Annotated in this window: 16 protein-coding genes; 8 read left to right on the top strand and 8 right to left on the bottom strand. The window is 62.6% G+C overall.

All coding sequences use genetic code 11. The features are described from left to right. Positions 1–11: 11 nt before the first annotated feature. From ACPWMG_RS25035 to ACPWMG_RS25015, 5 genes are read right to left on the bottom strand one after another with little or no spacing between them, the layout of a single operon-like run. A complete protein-coding gene (locus ACPWMG_RS25035) occupies positions 12–1,187 on the bottom strand; it encodes a CaiB/BaiF CoA transferase family protein (protein WP_483302188.1) in 1,176 nt (391 codons plus the stop codon). After that, entirely contained in the window at positions 1,184–2,308 is a 1,125-nt protein-coding gene (locus tag ACPWMG_RS25030; RefSeq protein WP_483302187.1) for an extracellular solute-binding protein, read from the bottom strand. The genes ACPWMG_RS25035 and ACPWMG_RS25030 overlap by 4 nt, the downstream gene beginning before the upstream one ends. Positions 2,309–2,331: 23 nt before the next feature. After that, positions 2,332–3,645, bottom strand: coding sequence for a TRAP transporter large permease (locus tag ACPWMG_RS25025; protein WP_483302186.1), 1,314 nt, complete (start codon positions 3,643–3,645; stop codon positions 2,332–2,334). After that, positions 3,642–4,193 (bottom strand): TRAP transporter small permease, encoded by a 552-nt coding sequence (locus ACPWMG_RS25020; protein WP_483302185.1) that lies wholly within the window; start codon positions 4,191–4,193, stop codon positions 3,642–3,644. The genes ACPWMG_RS25025 and ACPWMG_RS25020 overlap by 4 nt, the downstream gene beginning before the upstream one ends. A gap of 41 nt (positions 4,194–4,234) precedes the next feature. After that, entirely contained in the window at positions 4,235–5,239 is a 1,005-nt protein-coding gene (locus ACPWMG_RS25015; protein ID WP_483302184.1) for a C4-dicarboxylate TRAP transporter substrate-binding protein, read from the bottom strand. Between the two features lie 162 nt (positions 5,240–5,401). Here ACPWMG_RS25015 and ACPWMG_RS25010 point away from each other — a divergent pair, with 162 nt between their 5' ends. The 3 genes from ACPWMG_RS25010 to ACPWMG_RS25000 are packed head-to-tail and all read left to right on the top strand — an operon-like array spanning position 5,402 to position 7,878. Further along, complete coding sequence (locus tag ACPWMG_RS25010; protein WP_483302183.1) at positions 5,402–6,613, top strand: CaiB/BaiF CoA transferase family protein; 1,212 nt, start codon at positions 5,402–5,404, stop codon at positions 6,611–6,613. Continuing rightward, on the top strand, positions 6,610–7,062 hold the full coding sequence (locus ACPWMG_RS25005; RefSeq protein WP_483302182.1) for a MaoC family dehydratase: 453 nt from the start codon (positions 6,610–6,612) through the stop codon (positions 7,060–7,062). The genes ACPWMG_RS25010 and ACPWMG_RS25005 overlap by 4 nt, the downstream gene beginning before the upstream one ends. Before the next feature lie 12 nt (positions 7,063–7,074). After that, a complete protein-coding gene (locus ACPWMG_RS25000) occupies positions 7,075–7,878 on the top strand; it encodes an IclR family transcriptional regulator (protein ID WP_483302181.1) in 804 nt (267 codons plus the stop codon). 67 nt (positions 7,879–7,945) lie between these two features. Here the strand turns inward: ACPWMG_RS25000 and rsmI are convergent, their stop codons facing one another. Next, complete coding sequence (gene rsmI, locus ACPWMG_RS24995; protein WP_483302180.1) at positions 7,946–8,869, bottom strand: 16S rRNA (cytidine(1402)-2'-O)-methyltransferase; 924 nt, start codon at positions 8,867–8,869, stop codon at positions 7,946–7,948. A 49-nt stretch (positions 8,870–8,918) separates the two neighbouring features. Here rsmI and ACPWMG_RS24990 point away from each other — a divergent pair, with 49 nt between their 5' ends. After that, the gene (locus ACPWMG_RS24990) at positions 8,919–9,311 is read left to right on the top strand and encodes a YraN family protein (RefSeq protein WP_483302179.1); all 393 of its coding nucleotides are present in this window, start codon (positions 8,919–8,921) and stop codon (positions 9,309–9,311) included. A 129-nt stretch (positions 9,312–9,440) separates the two neighbouring features. Further along, a complete protein-coding gene (locus ACPWMG_RS24985; protein ID WP_483302178.1) occupies positions 9,441–14,009 on the top strand; it encodes a PAS domain S-box protein in 4,569 nt (1,522 codons plus the stop codon). A gap of 84 nt (positions 14,010–14,093) precedes the next feature. Here the strand turns inward: ACPWMG_RS24985 and ACPWMG_RS24980 are convergent, their stop codons facing one another. Next, the gene (locus ACPWMG_RS24980; RefSeq protein ID WP_483302177.1) at positions 14,094–15,728 is read right to left on the bottom strand and encodes an FAD-binding oxidoreductase; all 1,635 of its coding nucleotides are present in this window, start codon (positions 15,726–15,728) and stop codon (positions 14,094–14,096) included. A gap of 265 nt (positions 15,729–15,993) precedes the next feature. Between ACPWMG_RS24980 and ACPWMG_RS24975 the strand changes: the two genes are divergently transcribed. The 3 genes from ACPWMG_RS24975 (at position 15,994) to ACPWMG_RS24965 (ending at position 19,126) form a co-directional block, all read left to right on the top strand. Further along, positions 15,994–17,625 (top strand): diguanylate cyclase, encoded by a 1,632-nt coding sequence (locus ACPWMG_RS24975; protein WP_483302176.1) that lies wholly within the window; start codon positions 15,994–15,996, stop codon positions 17,623–17,625. A 266-nt stretch (positions 17,626–17,891) separates the two neighbouring features. Then, a complete protein-coding gene (locus ACPWMG_RS24970) occupies positions 17,892–18,491 on the top strand; it encodes a phosphoheptose isomerase (RefSeq protein ID WP_483302175.1) in 600 nt (199 codons plus the stop codon). Next, entirely contained in the window at positions 18,488–19,126 is a 639-nt protein-coding gene (locus tag ACPWMG_RS24965) for a BON domain-containing protein (RefSeq protein WP_483302174.1), read from the top strand. The genes ACPWMG_RS24970 and ACPWMG_RS24965 overlap by 4 nt, the downstream gene beginning before the upstream one ends. A 71-nt stretch (positions 19,127–19,197) precedes the next feature. On the opposite strand, the gene ACPWMG_RS24960 is transcribed toward ACPWMG_RS24965, so the two are convergent. After that, positions 19,198–20,112, bottom strand: coding sequence for an NAD(P)-dependent oxidoreductase (locus ACPWMG_RS24960; protein WP_483302173.1), 915 nt, complete (start codon positions 20,110–20,112; stop codon positions 19,198–19,200). Positions 20,113–20,198 lie beyond the last annotated feature (86 nt).

Here is a 20,198-nt window from a genome sequence, read left to right as displayed (position 1 = left end):
CTCTGAGTGCTTTACAAGCCAAACTCCGCCCGAATCGCCGCGCTGTGCTCGCCTACCAGTGGTGCGCCACGTGCGCTTTGGGCACGCTGGCCGTTGATGCGCACCGGCCCCCGGGTGGTGTGCACGGGTGTGCCGTCACCACGCTGCACGGTTTGCAGCATGTCGAGCCGGTGGAACGCCGGGCTTTGCAGCAAGCGCGGCCAGTCCAGTACTTCGGCGCACCATACATCGACCGGGCGCAGGCGCTCCAGCCAGTGGGCCGTGGGGTGTTGCACCAAGGTGTTGGCGATGAGGCGTTTGATGGCGTCGCGCTGGGTAAAGGCGTCTGTAGCGCTGTATGTGCCGAGCGCGGGCAGCGGCAGCGTGTGGGCCAGTTGGGTCAGCGGCATCATCGCCAGTGCGAGGTAGCCGTCACGTGTGGGGTAGATGCCGTAGGGCGCTGCGAGGTAGGCGTTCGCGTTGCGAAAACCGGCGCGCGCGGGCAAGCGGCGGCCGTCGTTCAGGTGGGTGGTGAGCACCTCGAACTGCAGATCGATCAAAGCCTCTAGCAAGCTGGTTTGCACTTGCGCCCCCTCGCCGCTGATGCCCCGGCGCACCAGCGCGGCCAGAATGCCTTCGGTGAGCACATGGCCGGCCAGCATGTCGGCGATCGACAGGCCGAGCGGCACGGGGCCGTCGCCCTCATGGCCGTTGAGCCAGGTCACGCCGGAGAGCGATTGCGCCAGCAGGTCTTGGCCTGGCATGCCGACCCACGGGCCCTCTTCGCCGTAGCCCGACACACCGGCGTAGACCAGACGCGGGTTGAGTTGCTGGACGGCTTCATAGCCCAAGCCCAGCCGCTCGATCACACCCGGGCGAAAGTTCTGGATCAGCACGTCGGCGCGCGCGATCAAGGCATTCAAGGCGGCCAGGTCGTCGGCATTCTTCAGGTCGATGGCCAGGCTTTCCTTGTTGCGGTTGATGGCGTGGAACAGTGTGGAGTCGCCACCCACATCGGTGTCGGTGAGGTAGAGCGTGCGGCAGATGTCGCCGCCGCCTGGGCGCTCCACCTTGATGACGCGTGCGCCCAGGTCGCCCAGGCGCAGCGCGGCCGATGGGCCGGACAGGAACTGCGCCAAGTCCAGCACCAGCAAGCCGTTCAAGGGCCCTGGCGGTTGCTCCGCTCGCTCTGCTGGTGTGTCACTCATGCCGGCAAACTTTCGCGGAACATGGCGTTGAGCGTGCGCACGATGTCGCGTGCCGACTCGCCGGTTTGCAGGCCTGCGTTCAAACGCTCGGAGGCCGCGTGCTGGAACGGCATGTAGCCATCGTGCCGTGGGCGCACCCAGGCGCCTTCCAGTGTGGCGCGGGTGGCGCGGTAGAAATTGCCGGCGGCCGCGTTGACGGCGTCGTCTTCCCACGCTGCGGCATGGCCGGGCTGGCCGCCAGCGGCGGCGAACGGGCCGCGTTGTGCTTCTGCACCAGCCACCCACACCGCAAAGTCGAACGCCGCTTCGGCGTGCTGCGTGTGGGCCGACACCGCAATGCCGGTGCCGCCCAGCGCCGAGCCCACCGGGCCGTGGCCGTTGAGGCTGGGTATGTTGGCAAAGCCGAGTGGTGCGGGGCGAAAGCCGGGCCAGGCGTAGTTCACGTAGCCATAGATCAGCGGCACGCAGGCGATGAGTGAATCGGTCTTGGCCATGTCTTCAAACACCGCAATCGGGTCTTGCGACCAGCAGCGCTGCGGCAGCCATGGCGCGATCAGACGCAGTTGCTCGCACACTTCGGTGGCCACTTCTTCATCGAACAGATCGGGCCCGAGAACCTGGCCTGGCGCACCGCGTTGCGCGCATAAGGTGTACAGGCACATCAGCGAATGCGGTGCGCGCAGCGGCAAGGCTACACGGCCTTGGCGGGCCAGCACCATGACCTGCTGCCAGTCGGCCGGGGCTTGTGGCAAGCGGTCGGGCCGCCAGGCTTGCACCTGGGTGGCGGCGTCGATGGGCAGGGCCCATTGCTTGCCTTCCCAGAAGTAGCTGGGGAACGAGGCGCCTACGCTGGCGTTGGCGATATCGGCCAACCGTGCGGGGTCAAACGGCAGCAGGCAGGCCTCGCGTGTGACCTGGCCCACATGGGGATGGTCGATGACGATCAGGTCGTACTGGCGCGCCAGTTCGTCCACCGGAAAAGACTCGAAGTCTTGCAGCGAGCGCCTGTGCCAGGTGATGCGCACGTCGGTGCGTTGTTGCCACAGTTGGGCGCAGGCGTGCAGAGGGTCGTAGCCGCGTGGGTGGTCCCACGTCATGCCTTTGAGGGTGATGGTGGTCATGTTTATGCGAGCTTTTTGCCGTCTTATTGAACTTTGACGTTGCCGTACAGCAGGTCGGGCAGCCACAGCGAGATTTGCGGGAACACCGACAGGATGACCAGCAAGCCCATCATCACGGCCAGGTAGGGCACGATCTCGCGCGAGTAGTCGCCCATCTTCACGCGCAGGGTTTGCGATGAGATGTACATCAGCCCGCCCACTGGCGGCGTGATGCCGGCGATGGTGAGGTTGGTGATGAGCACAATGCCGAAGTGCACTTTGTCGATGTGCGCGCCGTCGATCAGCGGCAGCAACATGGGCGTGAGGATGATCAGCGCGGCAGAGCCTTCAATCGCCGTGCCCAGCACGATCAACACCAGGTTGATGAGCAGCAGCAACATGATCGGATCTTTGGTGGTGTGGGCCAGCCAGCCCGACATGGCTTGCGGCACCTGTTCCCACGACAGGTAGAAGCCAAAGGCCGAGGCGGCGCAGATCATCATCATCACGCTGGCCGAGTCGCGTACCGATTCGGCCAGTACTTCGGGCAGTTGGCGCAGCTTCATCTCGCGGTAGCCGAAGATCGCCACCAGCAACACGTACAGCACCACGATGGCGCCAGACTCGGTGGTGGTGAAGATGCCGTAGCGTGTGCCCAGGATGATGACCACCGGGATCGACAGCGCCCACAGCCCGTCGATCAAAGCCTGCCCCAGCTCCTTGCCGCTGGCGCGGCGCGCGCGTTGCGGTTTGTATTGACGCTTGATGGCCAGCACGTGGGTGGTCAGCATCAGCGCCACGGCCAGCAGCAGGCCGGGCACGATGCCGGCGGCAAACAGGCGGCCAATGGAAGCCTCGGCCAAAAAGCCGTAGATGATGAGCCCGATGGAGGGTGGAATCAGCGCCGTGATGATGGCTGCCGAAGACGTGATCACCGCCGCAAACGGCGCGCTGTAGCCGCGCGCGATCATCTGTGTGCCAATGGTTTTGGCCAGCATGGCGGCATCGGCATTGGCCGAAGCGGTCAGGCCGCCGAGCAGCGTGGCCAGCACGGTGCACATCTGCGCCAAGGCGCCGGTCATGTGGCCCACCAGCACCTCGGCCAGGTTCAGCAGGCGGCGCGTGATGCCCGAGGCGTTCATGATGCAACCCGCCAGCACAAACAGCGGCAGCGCGAGCAGCGATACCGACTCCGTGCCCTCGGCCATTTGCTGCGCGAAGTTGGCGAGAGGCATTTCACCGAGGTTCAGCAAGAAAAAGCCGAGTGCGGCAATCGCCATCGACCAGGTGATGGGCGTTTGCAGTGCGAGCAAAACCAGCATCAGAATAGCTGGCAACCAAAGATGAAAACTGCTCATGGCGCAATCTCCGAAGACGGCTGCCACTGCCACCCATCGCGCCAGGGCTTGAGAAGAATGTGTTGGACCAACATAAGAAATGAAGCAAAGGCCATGGGGCCGTAGACGACGGAGCGGGGAATGTCGATCACCACCACGTGGATGGAGTGGGCGATGACGGCCTGCCAGACGAACATGGCGGTGAGCGTGACGAACAATGCCGTCAACAGCCACCAGTTGAAGATGAACATGAAGCGCCGCCCGGCAGGAGGGAACATCGCCACCAGCGCATCCACATCCGCGTGCATGCGCCAGCGGATGCAGGCCGCGGCGCCGAAGAACACCAGCCAGCCGAAGGCGATCACGGCGACCTCGAAGGTCCAGGCGGCGGGCTGCGGAAACAGGTAGCGTGTGACCACGCCCCAGGTGATGGAGAGCACGATGATGGCCATGCAGGCGACGCCGATGGCCTCGTCGGCACGGCGCCAACTCAACAGCGGGCCGGGGTCGGCGGCAAGGACAGGCGCCGCACCCTCAGCGGGCGCGGAAGACTCAACCGAATTAGTCATGGGTGTGGATGTGCAGTGCGTGAAATGTGTTGTTCACGGGTTCACTGCGCCATGGCAGCGCGCACCTTGTCATACATGCCGGGTGTCAGGCCCGGCACCTTGCTGTAAGCCACCTTGGCTTTCTCGGCGAAGGCTTTGGTGTCGACATCGGTGACGATCTGCACGCCGTTCTTCTTCAGCTCTTCCGCGTAAGCCGCATCAGAGGCGAGGGTGAGCTTGGTCAACTCTTCGCCGGCCTTTTTGCCTTCGTCGAGCAGCACGGTTTGCAGGTCGGGAGGCAGGCTCTTGAAGAAGTCGGTGCTGGTCACCATGGCCACGTACATGATCTGGTGGCTGGTGGTCGACAACACCTTGCGCACTTCGTACAGCTTGGAGCCCACCAGCGAGCCGTAGTTGGCTTCGGCCGCATCGACCACGCCGGTCTGCAGCGCGTTGTAGGTTTCACCCCAGGGCAGGGCGGTGGGCCGCGCGCCAAAGGCGGTAAAGGTTTCCAGCATGATGGGCGAGGGCGGCACGCGCAGCGTCACGCCGGTGATGTCGGCCGGGCTGCGCACGGGCTTGCTGCCCAGCACATGGCGCACGCCAAACAGGCCATCGGCGACGATCAGCTTCAGGCCTTGCTGCTCCAGCCGGCCCGACATTTCCTTGAACACCTCGGAGGCAAACAGCTTCTTCGCTTCATCGAAGCTGCCGTACAGATAAGGGCCGGCCAGGATGCCGACGTCGGGCACGAATTGGCTTAGCTGGCCATAGTCGGTCACGCTCAAGACACGCGCGCCGCCCTTGATCATTTCGTTCACCTTCTTCTGCGGGCCGAGTTGGTCGCCCGTGAAGATGTTGAGCACGATGCGCCCGCCCGAGCGTTCTTTCACGCGGTCGGCAAAGGTGTGCATCACCTTCACCACGGGCTCGTTCGGGTTCACCTGCGAGGTGGAAAAACGCAGGTTGTAGGTTTGCGCAGTGGCCGGTGTAGCGGCGGCCAGGGCGAGCGCCAAGCCGGCGCCGAGGGTGGACAAAAGATTGAGGGCCGAGCGGCGCGTGGTCATGGCGTTGTCTCCGTTATAAAGCGCCTGTCGGCGCATTGGTGTAATTCCTATATGAACATGATGTTCATGTATGTAATGATTGTTTGAATTTGGCGCTTTGTCGATTAGGGTTTGCGCGAGATTGGCTCAATATTTATACCTATGCAAAAGATTGATTCATTCATGGCTGATGCTTCTAAAGCTGAACCACTTCCTTTAGAGGGCCTGCTGGTGCTCGACTTCAGCCAGTTCCTGGCGGGGCCGTCGTGCGCTTTGCGCCTGGCCGATTTGGGCGCAGACGTCATCAAGGTGGAACGCCCCGACGGTGGCGACCTGTGCCGCAGGCTGGTGCTGGCCGACCAAAAGTTTGAGGGTGACAGCGCGCTGTTTCACACCATCAACCGGCGTAAACGCAGCTTTGCGGCCGACCTCAAGGCGCCCGACGATCTGGCGCGTGTCAAAGCCTTGATCGCCCAGGCCGACGTGATGATCCACAACTTCCGCCCCGGCGTGATGGAGCGCATTGGCCTGGATGCGGCCAGCGTGTTGGCGCTGAACCCGCGCATCGTCTACGCGGCGGTGACGGGTTATGGCGAAGCCGGCCCGTGGCGCGACAAGCCAGGGCAGGACTTGCTGGTGCAGTCGCTCTCGGGCTTGGCCTGGCTCACCGGGGACGCCGGGGCGCAGGGCGACGGTGCGCCGGTGCCTGCGGGTGTCTCGATGATCGACGTGATCACCGGGGCGCACCTCGTGCAGGGCATTCTGGCCGCGCTGCTGCGCCGTGGCGTGACAGGGCGCGGCGGGCGGGTGGATGTGAGTTTGCTGGAGTCCGCGCTCGACCTGCAGTTCGAGCCCTTCACCGCATTCCTGAACGGCGACGGACAGCAACCCACACGCACCGCCGCCAACCATGCCAGCGTGCATGGAGCCGCGCCCTATGGCATTTACCGCACGGCCGATGGTTTCATGGCCGTGGCCATGACGCCGATGGACAAGTTGGCTGCGTTGATCGACAGCCGTGATTTGGCTGCATTGGCCGCCGACGGCAGCACTTGGTTCAGCCAACGTGATGCGCTGAAGCAGCAACTGCAGCGCGACCTGCTGGAGCAAAGAACCGTCCATTGGCTGGCGATCTTAGAGCCCGCCGGTGTGTGGTGCGCCGATGTGTTGACCTGGCCGCAACTGCAGGCACACCCGGCGTTTGCCGCGCTGCAGATGACGCAAACCATCCGCAGTGCCAGTGGCGCCGAAATGCACACCACGCGCTGCCCTATCCGCTTGGACGGTCAGCGCCTCACCAGCGCACAAGGCGCACCCACCTTGGGTGCCGACACCGATGCCATCGCCCAGCAGTTCCATCTGCCGACCAAGACCTCAGAAGTGAACCCCTCATGACCCACGAACAATTCTTTGAAGACTACGTGCTCGGCGCAACACGCAACACCACCGGCCGTACCATCACCGAGGCCGACATCGTGCTGCACGCCGGCCAAACCGGCGACTTCTTTCCGCACCACATGGACGCAGCCTGGTGTGCCACGCAGGACTTCGGCCAGCGTATCGCGCACGGCACGTTGGTGTTCAGCGTGGGCATTGGCCTGACGGCCACGGTGATCAACCCGCGCGCCATGTCCTACGGCTATGACCGGCTGCGCTTTGTGAAGCCAGTCTTTATTGGCGACTCGATCTATTCCAAGGTGGAGATCACCGACAAGCGCGACCACCCCAAACGCAAGGGCCATGGCATCGTGGTGGAGACCGTGACGGTAACCAACCAGCGGACGGATACCGTGCTGGTTTGCGAGCATCTGCACATCGTCGAACGGCGCGCTTTACAGGGCTAAACTGCGGCCACCATGACCGAATCCACTGTTCCAACACCAACCAAAACCGACGCTGACACACGGCCCAAGTACGCCGTTCCCGCTGTCGAAAAAGCACTCGACGTGCTGGAGCTGTTGTCCGAGCAGGCTGTGCCCATGACACAGGCGCAACTGTGCCGCGCCTTGGGCCGCGAGCCGGGCGAGTTGTTCCGTATGCTGAGTGCGCTGGAAGCGCGTGGCTACCTGCGCCGCGAAGACAACGGCGGCTACGTGCTCACCCTCAAACTGTTTGAGCTGAGCCGCACCCACTCGCCTCACGACGAACTGCTGCGCGCCGCTGCCGCGCCCATGCGTGAACTGGTGGACTACACCCGCGAGTCGTGCCACCTGAGCGTGTTGCACCGCGACCAGGTACTGGTGTTGACGCAGGTGGACAGCCCGACGTCGATCCGCTTGTCGGTGCAGCCCGGATCGTTGCATTCGGCGGTGGAAACCTTGTCGGGCCATGTGTTGCTGGCGTATGCGCCGGACGCCGAGCGCGACGACCTGCTGGCGCGGCGCGCCGAGTTTCTTCGCATGAGCGCTGTGGAGCGGAGTGCCTTTCTCGACAAATTGGCCAAGGTCAGGGCCGATGGCTGGGCCTATGCCGAAGGCGCGCGCTTTGTCGGCGGGCGCGATCTTGGCGTGCCGGTGGGCAACGTGCGTGCACGCACACGTGCCGTGCTCACCATCGCCTCGCTGCGCGGCACACACACGCAGCACGAAGACTTGTTTGAGTTACTGCCACGCCTGCGCCAGTGTGCGGAAGACATTGCGCGGATCGCTGGCATCAACTAAGGGCACTCAGGGCTTTAAGCCAAATTGGCGTTTAGCGCTTATCCAAAGAGCACAGGCAGCTCCTTTTTTAGGAGTCCTCGGAGTCTTCTGCTGCGCTCTTTTTTAAGGCCAACGCTGCGTTATACAGCTCGTTCTTCGGCTGCCCGGTAATCTCTGCGGCCAGCTTCACGGCGGTTTTCAGCGGCAACTCGGCCATCAGCAATTGCAGCACGCGCAGGTCTAGCGCGTCGGTTTGTGTGGGCGGCGTGGGGTGCACCACCACCACAAACTCGCCGCGTGTGCGCGAGGGTTGTGCGGCCAGCCACTCGGGCAAGTCGGCGGCGGGCACGGTGGCGATTTCTTCAAACTGTTTGGTCAGCTCGCGCCCCAGGGTGACGCGGCGTGTGCCCAGTGGCACCAGTGCGCGCGCCAGGGCTTCGATGCGGTGTGGCGCTTCCAGCAGCACCACGGCGCGCGGCTCGGCTTGCAGCAGCAGCACGGCGGCATCACGCTCGCCGGCCTTGGGTGGCAAAAAGCCGGTGAACACAAAGCCACCTTCTTGCACGATGCCGGCCACGCTGAGCGCCGCCGTCATGCTGCTGGCGCCGGGCAGGGGCAACACCTGCAGCCCGGCCGCCTGTGCGGCGGCCACCAGGCGTGCACCGGGGTCGCTGATGGCGGGAGTGCCGGCGTCGCTCACGTACGCGATGCGCTGGCCTTGCTGTAGCCGAGCCACCACCATTTCGGCGGCTTCGCTCTCGTTGTGCTGGTGCACGGCCAGCAGTTGGGCCGAAGGTTTGTCGATGCCGTAGGCGCGCAGCATGCCTTGGGTGTGGCGCGTGTCTTCGCAGGCCACGGCGTCCACCAGGCTCAGCACGTGCAGGGCGCGCAGCGTCACGTCGGCCAGGTTGCCGATGGGTGTGGCCACCACGTACAAGGCGCCTTGCGGATAATGCTGGCTAGCCGCGGCCTCGTGGGCGGCCTGCAAGGCGGTACTAAAAGATGCGTGCAAAACGGAACTCCGAAAATGTGTGGGTCAACCTCTCTACCCGGGGTGCAGCATGAGCTTGTTCGGTCGAAAACCTTCGAAGCTGGCCACCACCAAACAAGTGGGCGACGCCGCCGAAGACCTGGCTCTGCAGCATTTGCAGGCGCAGGGTTTGAAACTGCTGGAGCGCAATTATCGAACGCCTGGGCGCGGTGGCGGCGAAATCGATTTGATCATGCGTGCACGCGACGGCACGCTGGTGTTTGTCGAGGTGCGCAAACGCAGTGCCGCCAGCCATGGCGGGGCGGCCGCCAGCGTGGGCAGCACCAAGCAACGGCGCATCGTGCTGGCCGCGCGCCACTACCTGATGCGTGTGGCCACGCCGCCGCCGTGCCGCTTTGACGTGGTGTTGGTGCACGGCAGCGGCATTGAGGATTGGCTGCAGGCGGCGTTTGACGCGGAGTAAGGTGAGGTTGACACCTCAAGCGCTGTATTTCAGGGCTCTTGATTCTTTGGTTTTTGCCGAAATAGACGGGGAAACAACCCTAAACTGGTGATCGTCCTGCCACTATGGGCAACGCCTTAAAACCTGGCCATGCACATCCCCACTGGGTTTGGTAACGCACTCCTGCGAGGCCGTCTGCTGGCCGCGTTGACTGCCCGTGCCGGTCGGTCGGATCTGGTGTGGCTGGCGCTGAGCGTGATTTTGATTTCTGGCGTGGCTCTGGCCATCGTGCTGGCGCATCTGCGCGCACAGGCTTTGGACAGTGGCGAGCGGCTCACGGCATCCTTTGCGCAAGGGGTTGAAGAGCAGACCAGCCGTACGCTGCAATCGGTCGATCTGCAATTGCAGTTGACGCTAAGCCATCTGGCGGAACGCCGATGGGCGGGCGTACTGGGCGCGCGCGAGGCGCATGACTTGTTGGCCGAGCAGATTCGTGATCTGCCTTTTCTGCGTGAAATCCAAATACTCGACGCGCAAGGACGAGTAGTCTATGGGTCCGATCCAGAACACATCGGCGTCGACCATGCGGAGCGCGCCTATGTGCAGATCTACCGCCAGCAGCCGTTCACACGTTTTTATCTGGGTGATCCCGAACCAGGCCACGCGCCCAACATGTGGGCCGTCAACGCTGCGCGTCCGGTGTTCGGCGCCGACGGCGAATTGCAAAACGTCATCGTCGCGTCCATTGAGGCGGCTTATTTCGAGCGCTTGTGGCGCACCCTTGAACTCGGGCGCCAAGGCCTGGTGACGCTGTTTCGCCGCAACGGCCAACTGATGGTGCGCACGCCGCATGAAGAGGCTGGCATCAACCAGGATTTCTCGGCCCAGCCGTTGTTCCAGCAGTATCTGCCGAAGAGCGCTGAGGGCAGTTTTCGGCAGGTGAGCCCGATCGACGGTGAAGACCGCCTGTATGCCTATAGAACACTGAGTGTGCGGCCTGATCTGGTGCTGGCCGTCGGTCAATCGGTCGAGCGTGTGCTGCAGCCCTGGCGCCAACAAGCGTTGCTGGCGCTGGCGGTGTGGCTGCTGGGGGCTGCAGCCGTGCTGCTGGTGTGCCTGTTTTTGCGCCGTGCTTGGCACCAACAGCGCGCGGGAGATTTGGCATTGCGCGAGATGGGCCAACGGTTGACCCTGGCCACAGAAGCGGCCGGCATTGGCGTATGGGACTGGGATGTGGAGCACGATAACTGGTACGCCACGCCGACCTACTTCACTATGCTGGGTTATGCGCCCGAGGACGGTAGCGGCAGCCGGGCCCAGTGGATGGAGCGTATCCATCCCGAAGATCGCCAACACGTGGCCGAGCAAATTGCCTTGGTGCTGTCAATGGACAACGCCGACTACCAGTACGAAGCCCGTGCCCGTGACGCGGGTGGTGAGTACCGCTGGGTCAACGTGACCGGGCGCGTGCTGGCGCGTGATGCTTCGGGCAAGCCCCTGCGCATGATCGGTGTGCGCACCGACATCAGCCAGCGCAAGAAAGCCGAGCAAGAGCAGCGGCAGGTGTTTGAGCGCATCACCGATGCGTATGTGGCGATGGACCGGAATCTCCACTACACCCATGTCAACCCGCAAGCTGCGCAAATGCTGAGGCGCTCTGCGGCTTCATTGATTGGCAAAAACGTGTGGAGTGAGTTCCCCGATCTGGTGGGACACCCGGCGCAGTTGTTGTTGCAGCAGGCCCTGGTGGATTTGCGGCCTGTTCAGATGGAGTCGTATTTCCCATCCTTTGGGCTGTGGTTTGAGTTGCGTGTGTTTCCGTCGGTCGAGGGGCTGACGGTGTACTTCCACGACGTGACGCAGCGCCGAGAGGCTGCCGAGTCGTTGGCAGAGAGCGAAGCCCGTTACCGCGAACTGTTTGAGGCCAACCCGCATCCGATGTGGGTGTATGAAGTGGCGACGCTCAAGTTCATGGCGGTCAACGATGCCGCCGTGACGCACTATGGCTACAGCCGGGCCGAGTTCGAGTCCATGACGATCCGCGACATCCGGCCCTCGGCGGATGTGCCCCAACTGTTGGAGAGCGTCAAAAGAGCGCCGGACCGGCCGCTGCGTGAAATGGAGCTCTGGCGCCACCGCTGCAAGGACGGGCGGCTGATTCTGGTGGAGATCACGGGCCATTCGCTGCACTACATGGGGCGCCCGGCACGTTTGATCCTGGCGCACGACGTGACCGAGCGCGAGCGCACAGCCGAGCGTTTGCGTTTGAGCGAAGAAAGCCTGTCGATCACGCTGCAATCCATCGGCGACGCGGTCATCGCCACCGACACGTCCGGGCGCATCACCCGCATGAACGCAACCGCCGAGAGACTGACCGGATGGACCTTTCCAGATGCGGTCGGGCGTCCATTGGGCGAGGTGTTTTGTGTGGTGCATGCCGAAACCCGCAGGCCCGTGGCGAACCCCGTGCAGCGGGTACTGGCCGATGGCGAGGTGGTTGGCCTGGCCAACCACACCACCTTGTTGGCACGCGGCGGCGCGCAGTACCAAATCTCCAATAACGGCGCGCCTATCCGTGATGGCTCGGGCCACATCGTCGGCGTGGTTTTGGTGTTCAGTGATGCCACGGAGGCGTATCGCGTCCGCCAGGCCCTCGCGACGTCGGTCGAGCTCTTGGAGCGCACTGGCGAAATGGCCAAGGTGGGCGGCTGGGAGCTGGATGTAGCGGCTCAACGCTCGACCTGGACACTGGCCACTGCGCGCATATATGACGCGCCGGAAAGTCCCTCTTACGCGTTGGACTACGTGATGACGTTTTTTGACCCGCCCGTGCGCGACACCGTGCGCGCGGCGGTGCAGGCGGCCATGGACGACGCGACACCTTGGGATATGGAACTGCCCGTGACCACCGCGCGCGGGCGTCACATCTGGGTGCGCTCGCAAGGGTTTCCGGTGGTGCAGAACGGCAGTGTCACGCATATCCGTGGCGCGCTGCACGACATCACCGAGCGTCGCCTGGCGGTGGACGAATTGCGCACCGCGTCGGCACGCACGCAGATGATTCTGGACAACATGAGCGATGGTGTGATCACGTTGGATGCCGAGGGCCGCATTGGTTCTCTCAACCGTGCGGCCAGTGCCATCTTTGGGTATGCGCCAGAAGAGGTTGTGGGCCGTGGGGTCAGCGTCTTGATGGCCGACAGTGTCGCCGTCGCTTCAGGTGGCAGAGGAGAGGCCATTTTGAATGCGGGGAGCAGTGCCCCGCGCGAACTCCAGGGGCGGCGCCAGGATGGCACCCTGTTTCCGATGAGCCTGTCGCTCTCGCGTAGCGAACAGGATGACGCGGTGGCGTTCATCGGCGTGGTGCGCGACATCACACAGCAACGGGCCGACATGGAAGAGATCCGCCGCCTGGCGTTCTCTGATCTGTTGACGGGCTTGCCCAATCGGCGGCTGTTGATGGATCGGCTGCGACTGGCCGTGGCCACGTCCACACGCAACGGCCAGCATGCGGCCCTGATGCTGCTGGACCTGGACAACTTCAAGCTGCTGAACGACACCGCCGGGCATGATGTGGGCGACATCTTGCTCCAGCAGGTGGCCGACCGGCTCCTGCACAGCGTGCGCGAATGCGATAGTGTGGCGCGCTTGGGCGGGGACGAGTTTGTCGTGCTGCTGGAGGGCCTGCATGCCCAAGGTCCCGAGGCGGGCGCGCAAGCCGAACACGTTGCCGAGAAGATTCTGAGCGCCTTTAAAGCGCCGTTCCGCTTGCGCGACCAAACCCATGAAAGCACCACCAGCATTGGCATCGTGGTGTTCCATGGCGACGGCGAGAGCCTGGACGATCTGATGAAGAAGGCCGATCTGGCGATGTACCAGGCCAAGGCCGCAGGACGCAACAACGCGCGCTTTTTTGATCCCGCCATGCAAGCCGCCGTGGCCGCACACGAAGCCCGTGAGCGCGCCTTGCGCCGTGGCATTGCGCAACAGGAGTTTGTGCTGCACTACCAAATGCAGATCAACCGCGCGGGCCATTGCACGGGAGTGGAAGCCTTGGTACGCTGGCAAGATCCGCTGCGTGGCATGGTGGCGCCCGGGCATTTCATCCCGCTGGCTGAAGAAACCGGGCTTATCCTGCCGCTGGGCCGGTGGGTGTTGGAGACTGCCTGCGCCCAACTCGTGGCCTGGGCTGCAGATGCGCACACCGCCGCGTGGACGATGGCGGTCAACGTCAGCGCCTCGCAGTTTGCGCAATCAGACTTTGTGCAGGAAGTGGCTCAGGCCTTGAACAAGGTAGGCGCAGTGCCCGGCCTGCTCAAGCTGGAGCTGACCGAAAGCATGCTGGTCGAAGACGTGGAAGACGCCATCGTCAAGATGAACCAGATCAAGGCGCTGGGTGTTGGCTTTTCGCTCGACGACTTTGGCACCGGCTACTCGTCGTTGTCGTATCTGAAGCGGCTGCCGCTCGACCAGTTGAAGATCGACCAATCGTTCGTGCGCGACATCCTCACCGATCCCAGCGACGCCGTCATTGCGCGCACGGTGGTGGCGCTGGGGCAGAGCCTGGGGCTACGGGTTATCGCCGAAGGGGTGGAAACCGCAGCGCAACTGGAAGCCCTCGCGAACATGGGGTGCGACGGCTTTCAGGGCTACTACTTTGGTCGTCCGTGTGCTGTTGAGGGGCTGCAAACCTCAGCAGCGCGGTTAGTCGACTTGTGACGCAGGGCTTGCGTGCCCTGCCGAAGTCGCCATTGAGAGTAGGCCGTCTCAATGGCTTCGAGAAGGCGCAGGACGCGCTCAGGATCAAACGCGATGTTTAGCGTTGCTGTAGACGATGGGCTGTGCCAGCGCTAGCGCTACACGGCTTGGGGCGCTCGTTGGCGCGCTCTTCAACGCGCTGCCCGGACTCTTTGACAACACTGGTGGGACGATCTCCTGCGCAAACGTGAAGGCGTGGCTTGGGTCGTACTTTGTCTTGACGGCAAACAAATCGGCTTGCGCGCCGGCCCAATACCGGGCGCCATAGTCGGGTTCATTGAGGCGCGGATAGTTCTGGTAGATCTCGCCGTTCCACATCGGCTCCATGTAAGCCATCCACCCGAGTAGAAAATTCTCGGCCCTTGGGCGCTCGGCTTCGTCGAACCAGAAAACGTCCAGCACGGCGTTGAATGCCGCGTTGCGGTGCACGAAGGCATTGCCGTCTTGCGGGTAGGCGTTGATAGCGCCGCCGTAGAGTTCCATGTAGAAATAGGACCAGGTGTTTGGCGACGATACAAAGTACTCCAGCAGGCCACGCCACTCCGAGGCGGCGAGTGGCCGACTCACGTAGCGGGACGCCTTGTCTTCAGGCGGCCACGAAGTGACGGATGGCGGGAACCACGGCATGCTGTAGGGCAGGCTCAGCAGTTGATCGTTGAGGTTAAAGAAGCTGTCGTACTTCGTCCACTGCACGGTGACACCGGGCAAATCGCAGAGCATTTGGATCGCGGCTTGTCCGTCGGCTTCGGAGCCCACATACAGGCCGCGGAACATGAGGTAGGGCTGTAGTGGCGTATCGGGGGGCAGGTTGCCCACGATGCCCGGTTGGAAAGCCAAAGACACCTGGATGTTCAGCGCGCGGTTCGTCTGCTCTAGCATGTAGTTCGACTGCAGCGTCATCAGTGCATTGGTGCCGTTGTCGAAGTCTGCTGGGGTCTGCAAGGGCCAGATCAAGGCCCAGCCAAACACGTTGCCCAGCGGGACTAGTTGGTAACGCACCGACAGCAAAACGCCGAAATTGCCGCCGGTGCCGCCGCGGACGGCCCACCACAGGTCGGCGTTTTCTGAGGCGCTGGCAGTGACGATCTGGCCATCGGCCAGCATCATGCGAAAGTCGATCACGTTGTCGCAATGCATGCCGTAGGTCACCGAGGTGAAGCCGTAACCCCCGCCCTGCATGAAGCCGCCAATGCAAACGTCCTCGCACTCGCCACCCGGCACGTGCAGGCCGCTGGCCGCCAGCACGGCATCAAATTTCTTGAAGGGGCAACCGGTGCCAGCGGTGGCGATGGCGTTGGCGACGTCAACAGTCGCATCGTTGAGGTGGCTAACGTCGATCAACGCACCGGCGCCGGCCGAGAAGCCGGCCGTGCAGTGCCCACCCGAGCGCACGGTGAACGGCAGCTTCTGCCCACGCGCCAGTTCTAACGCCACTGCGACGTCGCTCTCGACTTCGCAGTAGATGATGACCGTAGGATAGGCATCGAACACCGCATTCGAAAGTTTGCGATCGGTATCGTATGCGGGGTCGCCCGGCAGCACGAAGTAGCCTTGCATGGCGGCTTGTGCGGCCTTCAACCGTTCACGAGGAATGTGCTCGAAGAGTGCATCGTCAAGACGATCCCAATGTGCAAAGAGGGCTCGGTCACGTTGGGTTTTGCGGTTGAACTGAATGGGCATGAGACTTGCTGGATTGATGACGGTTGATAGGGAATCGACAGTATGGACTTGACCACGCTTGCCGACTTAAACATCATAAAGTGGAGTCGTTAAGCTTTGCTCTGCTTCACATTGCCGAGGATTTCGTTCCGATAAAATTCGTTATGCTCGAATAGCTACTTATTCGCCCAAGCCCTTGTTTTAAGGATGCGGTTTTGAGAATTCATACGGCGCCCGTGCTTCACGCACCTCTCGGTAAAGACCACAGGCAGGGTCTCTGCCTGTGGTGAACGTTGCGCATGCACAAGGCGATAACGTTGGTAACGCCGATCTAGACAAGGAAAAAGCGCTCTCCGATGCCTACGCCGCACTGGATAGCGGCGACTCCGAAGCAGCCTGGGCGATGGCCGATGCATTGCTTGCAACGCTGACCGACATGGATCTGCGCTTTGAGGCCCGCGCGCTGGCCTGCATGGCACATTGCGATCGTCTTGGGTCTAGGCCCCGGCGCGCCTGTGAAGGCGCTCGCCGCGCGGCGCAAATTTTTGAACAGTTGGGTGACACCCAAGGCGAGGCGGGTGCTCTGACAACGCTGGCACACGCGAGCATCTTGCTTGGCCGCAGCGAAGAGGCTTTTGAAGCCGCCATTCTTTCAACGTTGTTGTGCGAAATCGGCCCGCCGAGTGCGCAAACCGTCCTGGCCTACAACTGCCTGGGGCTTGCCCATTGTTGGAGCGGCGACTATGACCGTGCTGACGCTTCGTTTGAAAAGGCTGTGGTGGTCGCGCAGACTTGCGTGCCACCTGTCACCATCTATCAGCCCCGGCTTAACCAGATCTGGGTTGAGTTGGCCAGGCTGGTCGACGAGAGATATCAAACCGGGCAGATGAAGAGCCTGGCACGGCTAGATCGGCGAATGAAGGAGTGCCTTGCACTCGAACGTGCGGGCCAAGGGGTGTCCGTGCTGCCCGGGGTATTGGCTTTGTGGCGCACACTCTCGAATGCTTCGGCCACCATCCTGGCGGTCTGGCAAGGCGATTTGCTGGCCGCCAAAGAATCGCTTGCAGCGGCCAACCGTTCGTTATCGACCAACGTGACGTGGCTCAACGGTTTCGTGCATTGGTGCAATGCCGAACTGGCCTGGGCGCAGGGGGACTGGGTCCGAACCGAGAGCGAGCTAGCCGCGATGCGCGAAGTGGCCTTGGCGGTCGAGCATGAACGACTGGCGTGCATGGCAGATCTCTTGCTCGTGCCCGTCTACGAGTTGCAAAACAAGGATAGCGCGATACGGGTGACCTATCGCAGACTGCGTGAGCGAGAGCGGCGCATCGTGACAGAAGGCTTGGCCAGCCGCGAGTCACTTGTTTCCTGGCGTCTCGATGCGCGCCAAAGTGAACGGCATTTGCAACAAGCCCTTGCAGCGTCCAAGAAATTTGAACAGTGGTCGCTTGAAGATGCGTTGACGGGCATCGCCAATCGACGGCATTTCGAGCAGTCGCTTGCGGGCCGCATCGCCGCTTCAGCGCTGCTTTACCGGCCCATTACAGTGGCCATGGTGGATGTCGACAGATTCAAATTGGTCAATGATCGCTTCACCCACAGCGTGGGCGACCGTGTGCTGAAGACGGTGGCGTCGATCATGGCGGGAGAAATGCGCCAGTACGACCTGCCGGCGCGCTGGGCTGGCGACGAGTTCGTGGTGTTGTTCGACAACACGACGGTTGAGCAGGCCGAGCAGATCTGCACACGCATCCGTGAGGCGGTGAGCAACTTCGACTGGGCATCGATCGCGCCGGGGCTGCAGATGTCCGTCAGCATCGGGGTCAGCCAGGTGCAGCGCGATGACACTGCAGAGTCGGTATTGCACCGAAGCGACGAAGCGATGTACTTGACCAAATCAACGAACGCTGCCGTGTGATTCGCATGCGGTCACCCCAATAGATTGGCGACAAACGAGCGACAGTCGCTGCGGCATGCGTGACCGGGCAATGTTCGCGATTGACGAAGCGTAGCCCATCATTTTTGTGGGGCATATCTGCACCGAATATGCGAACTTTACGCCGGCGCGACACTCCAAACCATTGATTCTTGCGGGGGTGACCACGATCTTGGAAGATTGGCAATCAATCCCTGGAAATCAACCCTTTTTGTGGGGCCCATAGCACGCGGGTATCATCAAGCACCATGATCGAGCAACGCATTCAACAACATTTCATCGACAGCGCCGACCTGAAATACCAGGCCGCGCAGCCCTTGAGCAAACCTATTGCAGCGGGCGTACAAGCCATGCTGGCCTGTGTCACCAGTGGTGGCAAGGTATTGGCGTGTGGCAACGGTGGCTCGGCTGCCGATGCCCAACACTTCGCCGCCGAATTTGTGGGCCGCTTTGAACGTGAACGCCCCGAACTCGGCGCCATTGCCCTGACCACCGACAGCTCCATCCTGACGGCGATCGGCAACGACTACGATTTCAACGCCATCTTCTCAAAGCAAGTGCGCGCCCTAGGCCAGCCCGGGGATGTGTTGCTGGCCATCTCCACCAGCGGCAACTCGGCCAACATTCTGGCGGCCGTGGAAGCGGCGCACCAGCGCGAGATGACCGTGGTGGCCATGACCGGCAAAGGCGGCGGCAAGATGGGCGCCGCGCTGCGCGAGACCGACGTGCATATCTGTGTGCCCCACGACCGCACGGCCCGTATCCAAGAAGTCCATTTGCTGGCATTGCACTGCCTGTGCGACGGCGTGGACTCGCAATTGCTCGGAGAGCAGGAAATTCCTACATGACGAAGAAATTTGATCTGAAGCGTTTGACGTTTGGCGTGTTGGCGGTGTCGGCCTTGGCCGCCAGCCTTTCGGCTTGTGTGCCGCTGGTGGTGGGTGGTGCGGCGGTCGGCGGTGCTTTTGTGGCGGTGGACCGCCGCACGTCTGGCGCGCAGCTCGACGACGAAGGCATTGAACTCAAGGCGACGAACCGCATTGGCGACTACTTTGGCGACAAGGTGCACGTCAACGTGACCAGCTACAACCGTCAGGTGTTGTTGACCGGCGAAGTGCCGACAGCCGAGCAAAAAGAGCGCGTGCTGCAAATCGTCAACAAGGTGGAGAACGTGCGTTCTGTGGTGGACGAGACGGCCGTCATGGCTTCCAGCTCGTTGTCCACGCGTTCGTCTGACACCTTGGTCACCGGCAAGGTCAAGGCTACGCTGGTGGACGCGAAAGACCTGCAAGCGAACAGCTTCAAGGTGGTGACCGAACGCGGCACCGTGTACCTGATGGGCCGTGTGACGCAGCGCGAAGCCGACACCGCCACGCAACTGGTGCGCACCATCAGTGGTGTGAACAAGGTGGTGCGGGTGTTCGAGATCATCTCTGAACGCGAGTTGAACAGCATACAGACCACGAACAAGCCGGCGCAGTAAGCCCGTTTTTGTGACCTTCAAAACAAAAGGCCCGCATGTGAATTGCGGGCCTTTTGCTTTTGAAGGCGGGCTTAGCGCAGGCGCTTGATCAGGCTGGACGTGTCCCAGCGGTTGCCGCCCAGTTGCTGCACATCGGCGTAGAACTGGTCCACCAGCGCGGTCACGGGCAGGCGGGCGCCGTTGCGTTTGGCTTCGTCCAGCACCAGGCCCAGGTCTTTGCGCATCCAGTCGACGGCAAAGCCGAAGTCGAACTTGTCGGCCACCATGGTTTTGCCGCGGTTGTCCATTTGCCAGCTTTGGGCGGCGCCTTTGCCGATGACATCGAGCACTTGCGGCATATCCAGGCCCGCCTTCTGGCCAAAGGCCACGGCCTCGCTCAGGCCTTGCACCAAGCCTGCAATGCAGATCTGGTTGACCATCTTGGCCAGTTGGCCGGCGCCGCTGTCGCCCATGCGTGCAAAGGCGCGGGCAAAGGCTTGGGCGGTGGGGGCAACCTTGTCAAACGCAGCTTGTTCACCGCCGCACATCACCGTCAGCACGCCGTTTTGCGCGCCGGCCTGGCCGCCTGACACGGGCGCGTCGATGAAGCGCAGGCCGAGGTTGGCGGCGGCGGCAGCCAGTTCGCGGGCGACATCGGCAGAGGCCGTGGTGTGGTCGACAAAGATGGCGCCAGGCTGCATGCCAGCAAAAGCGCCATCGGCACCCAGGGTGACGGAGCGCAGATCGTCGTCGTTGCCCACGCAGCAGAACACGATGTCTGCACCCATGGCCGCCTGGCGTGGGGTTGTGGCATGTTTTGGTGCTTTGGTGCTTGCGTATTCAGCGCACCACGCTTCTGATTTTGTAGCGGTACGGTTGTACACCGTGACTTCGTGGCCGGCCAGCGCCAAGTGCCCGGCCATGGGATAGCCCATGACGCCCAGGCCCAGGAACGCGACTTTGCGCGAGGGCGTGGATTCGTAGGTCTTGGGGTTGGTGCTGCTCATGCGGTCTCCTGGAGATGGCTGAAAAGGGTGAAAAGTAGCTGCGTTGCGCTGAAGGGCGCGGCAGAAAGATTCTCGCAAACTCACGG

Origin of the sequence: Hydrophilobacter chitinilyticus (assembly GCF_049860745.1) — a bacterium.
In the GTDB taxonomy this organism is placed as follows: Bacteria; Pseudomonadota; Gammaproteobacteria; order Burkholderiales; family Burkholderiaceae_C; genus Rhodoferax_B.
Note: the sequence above shows the minus strand (reverse complement) of the source record. Positions and strands in the feature narration are given on the sequence as shown.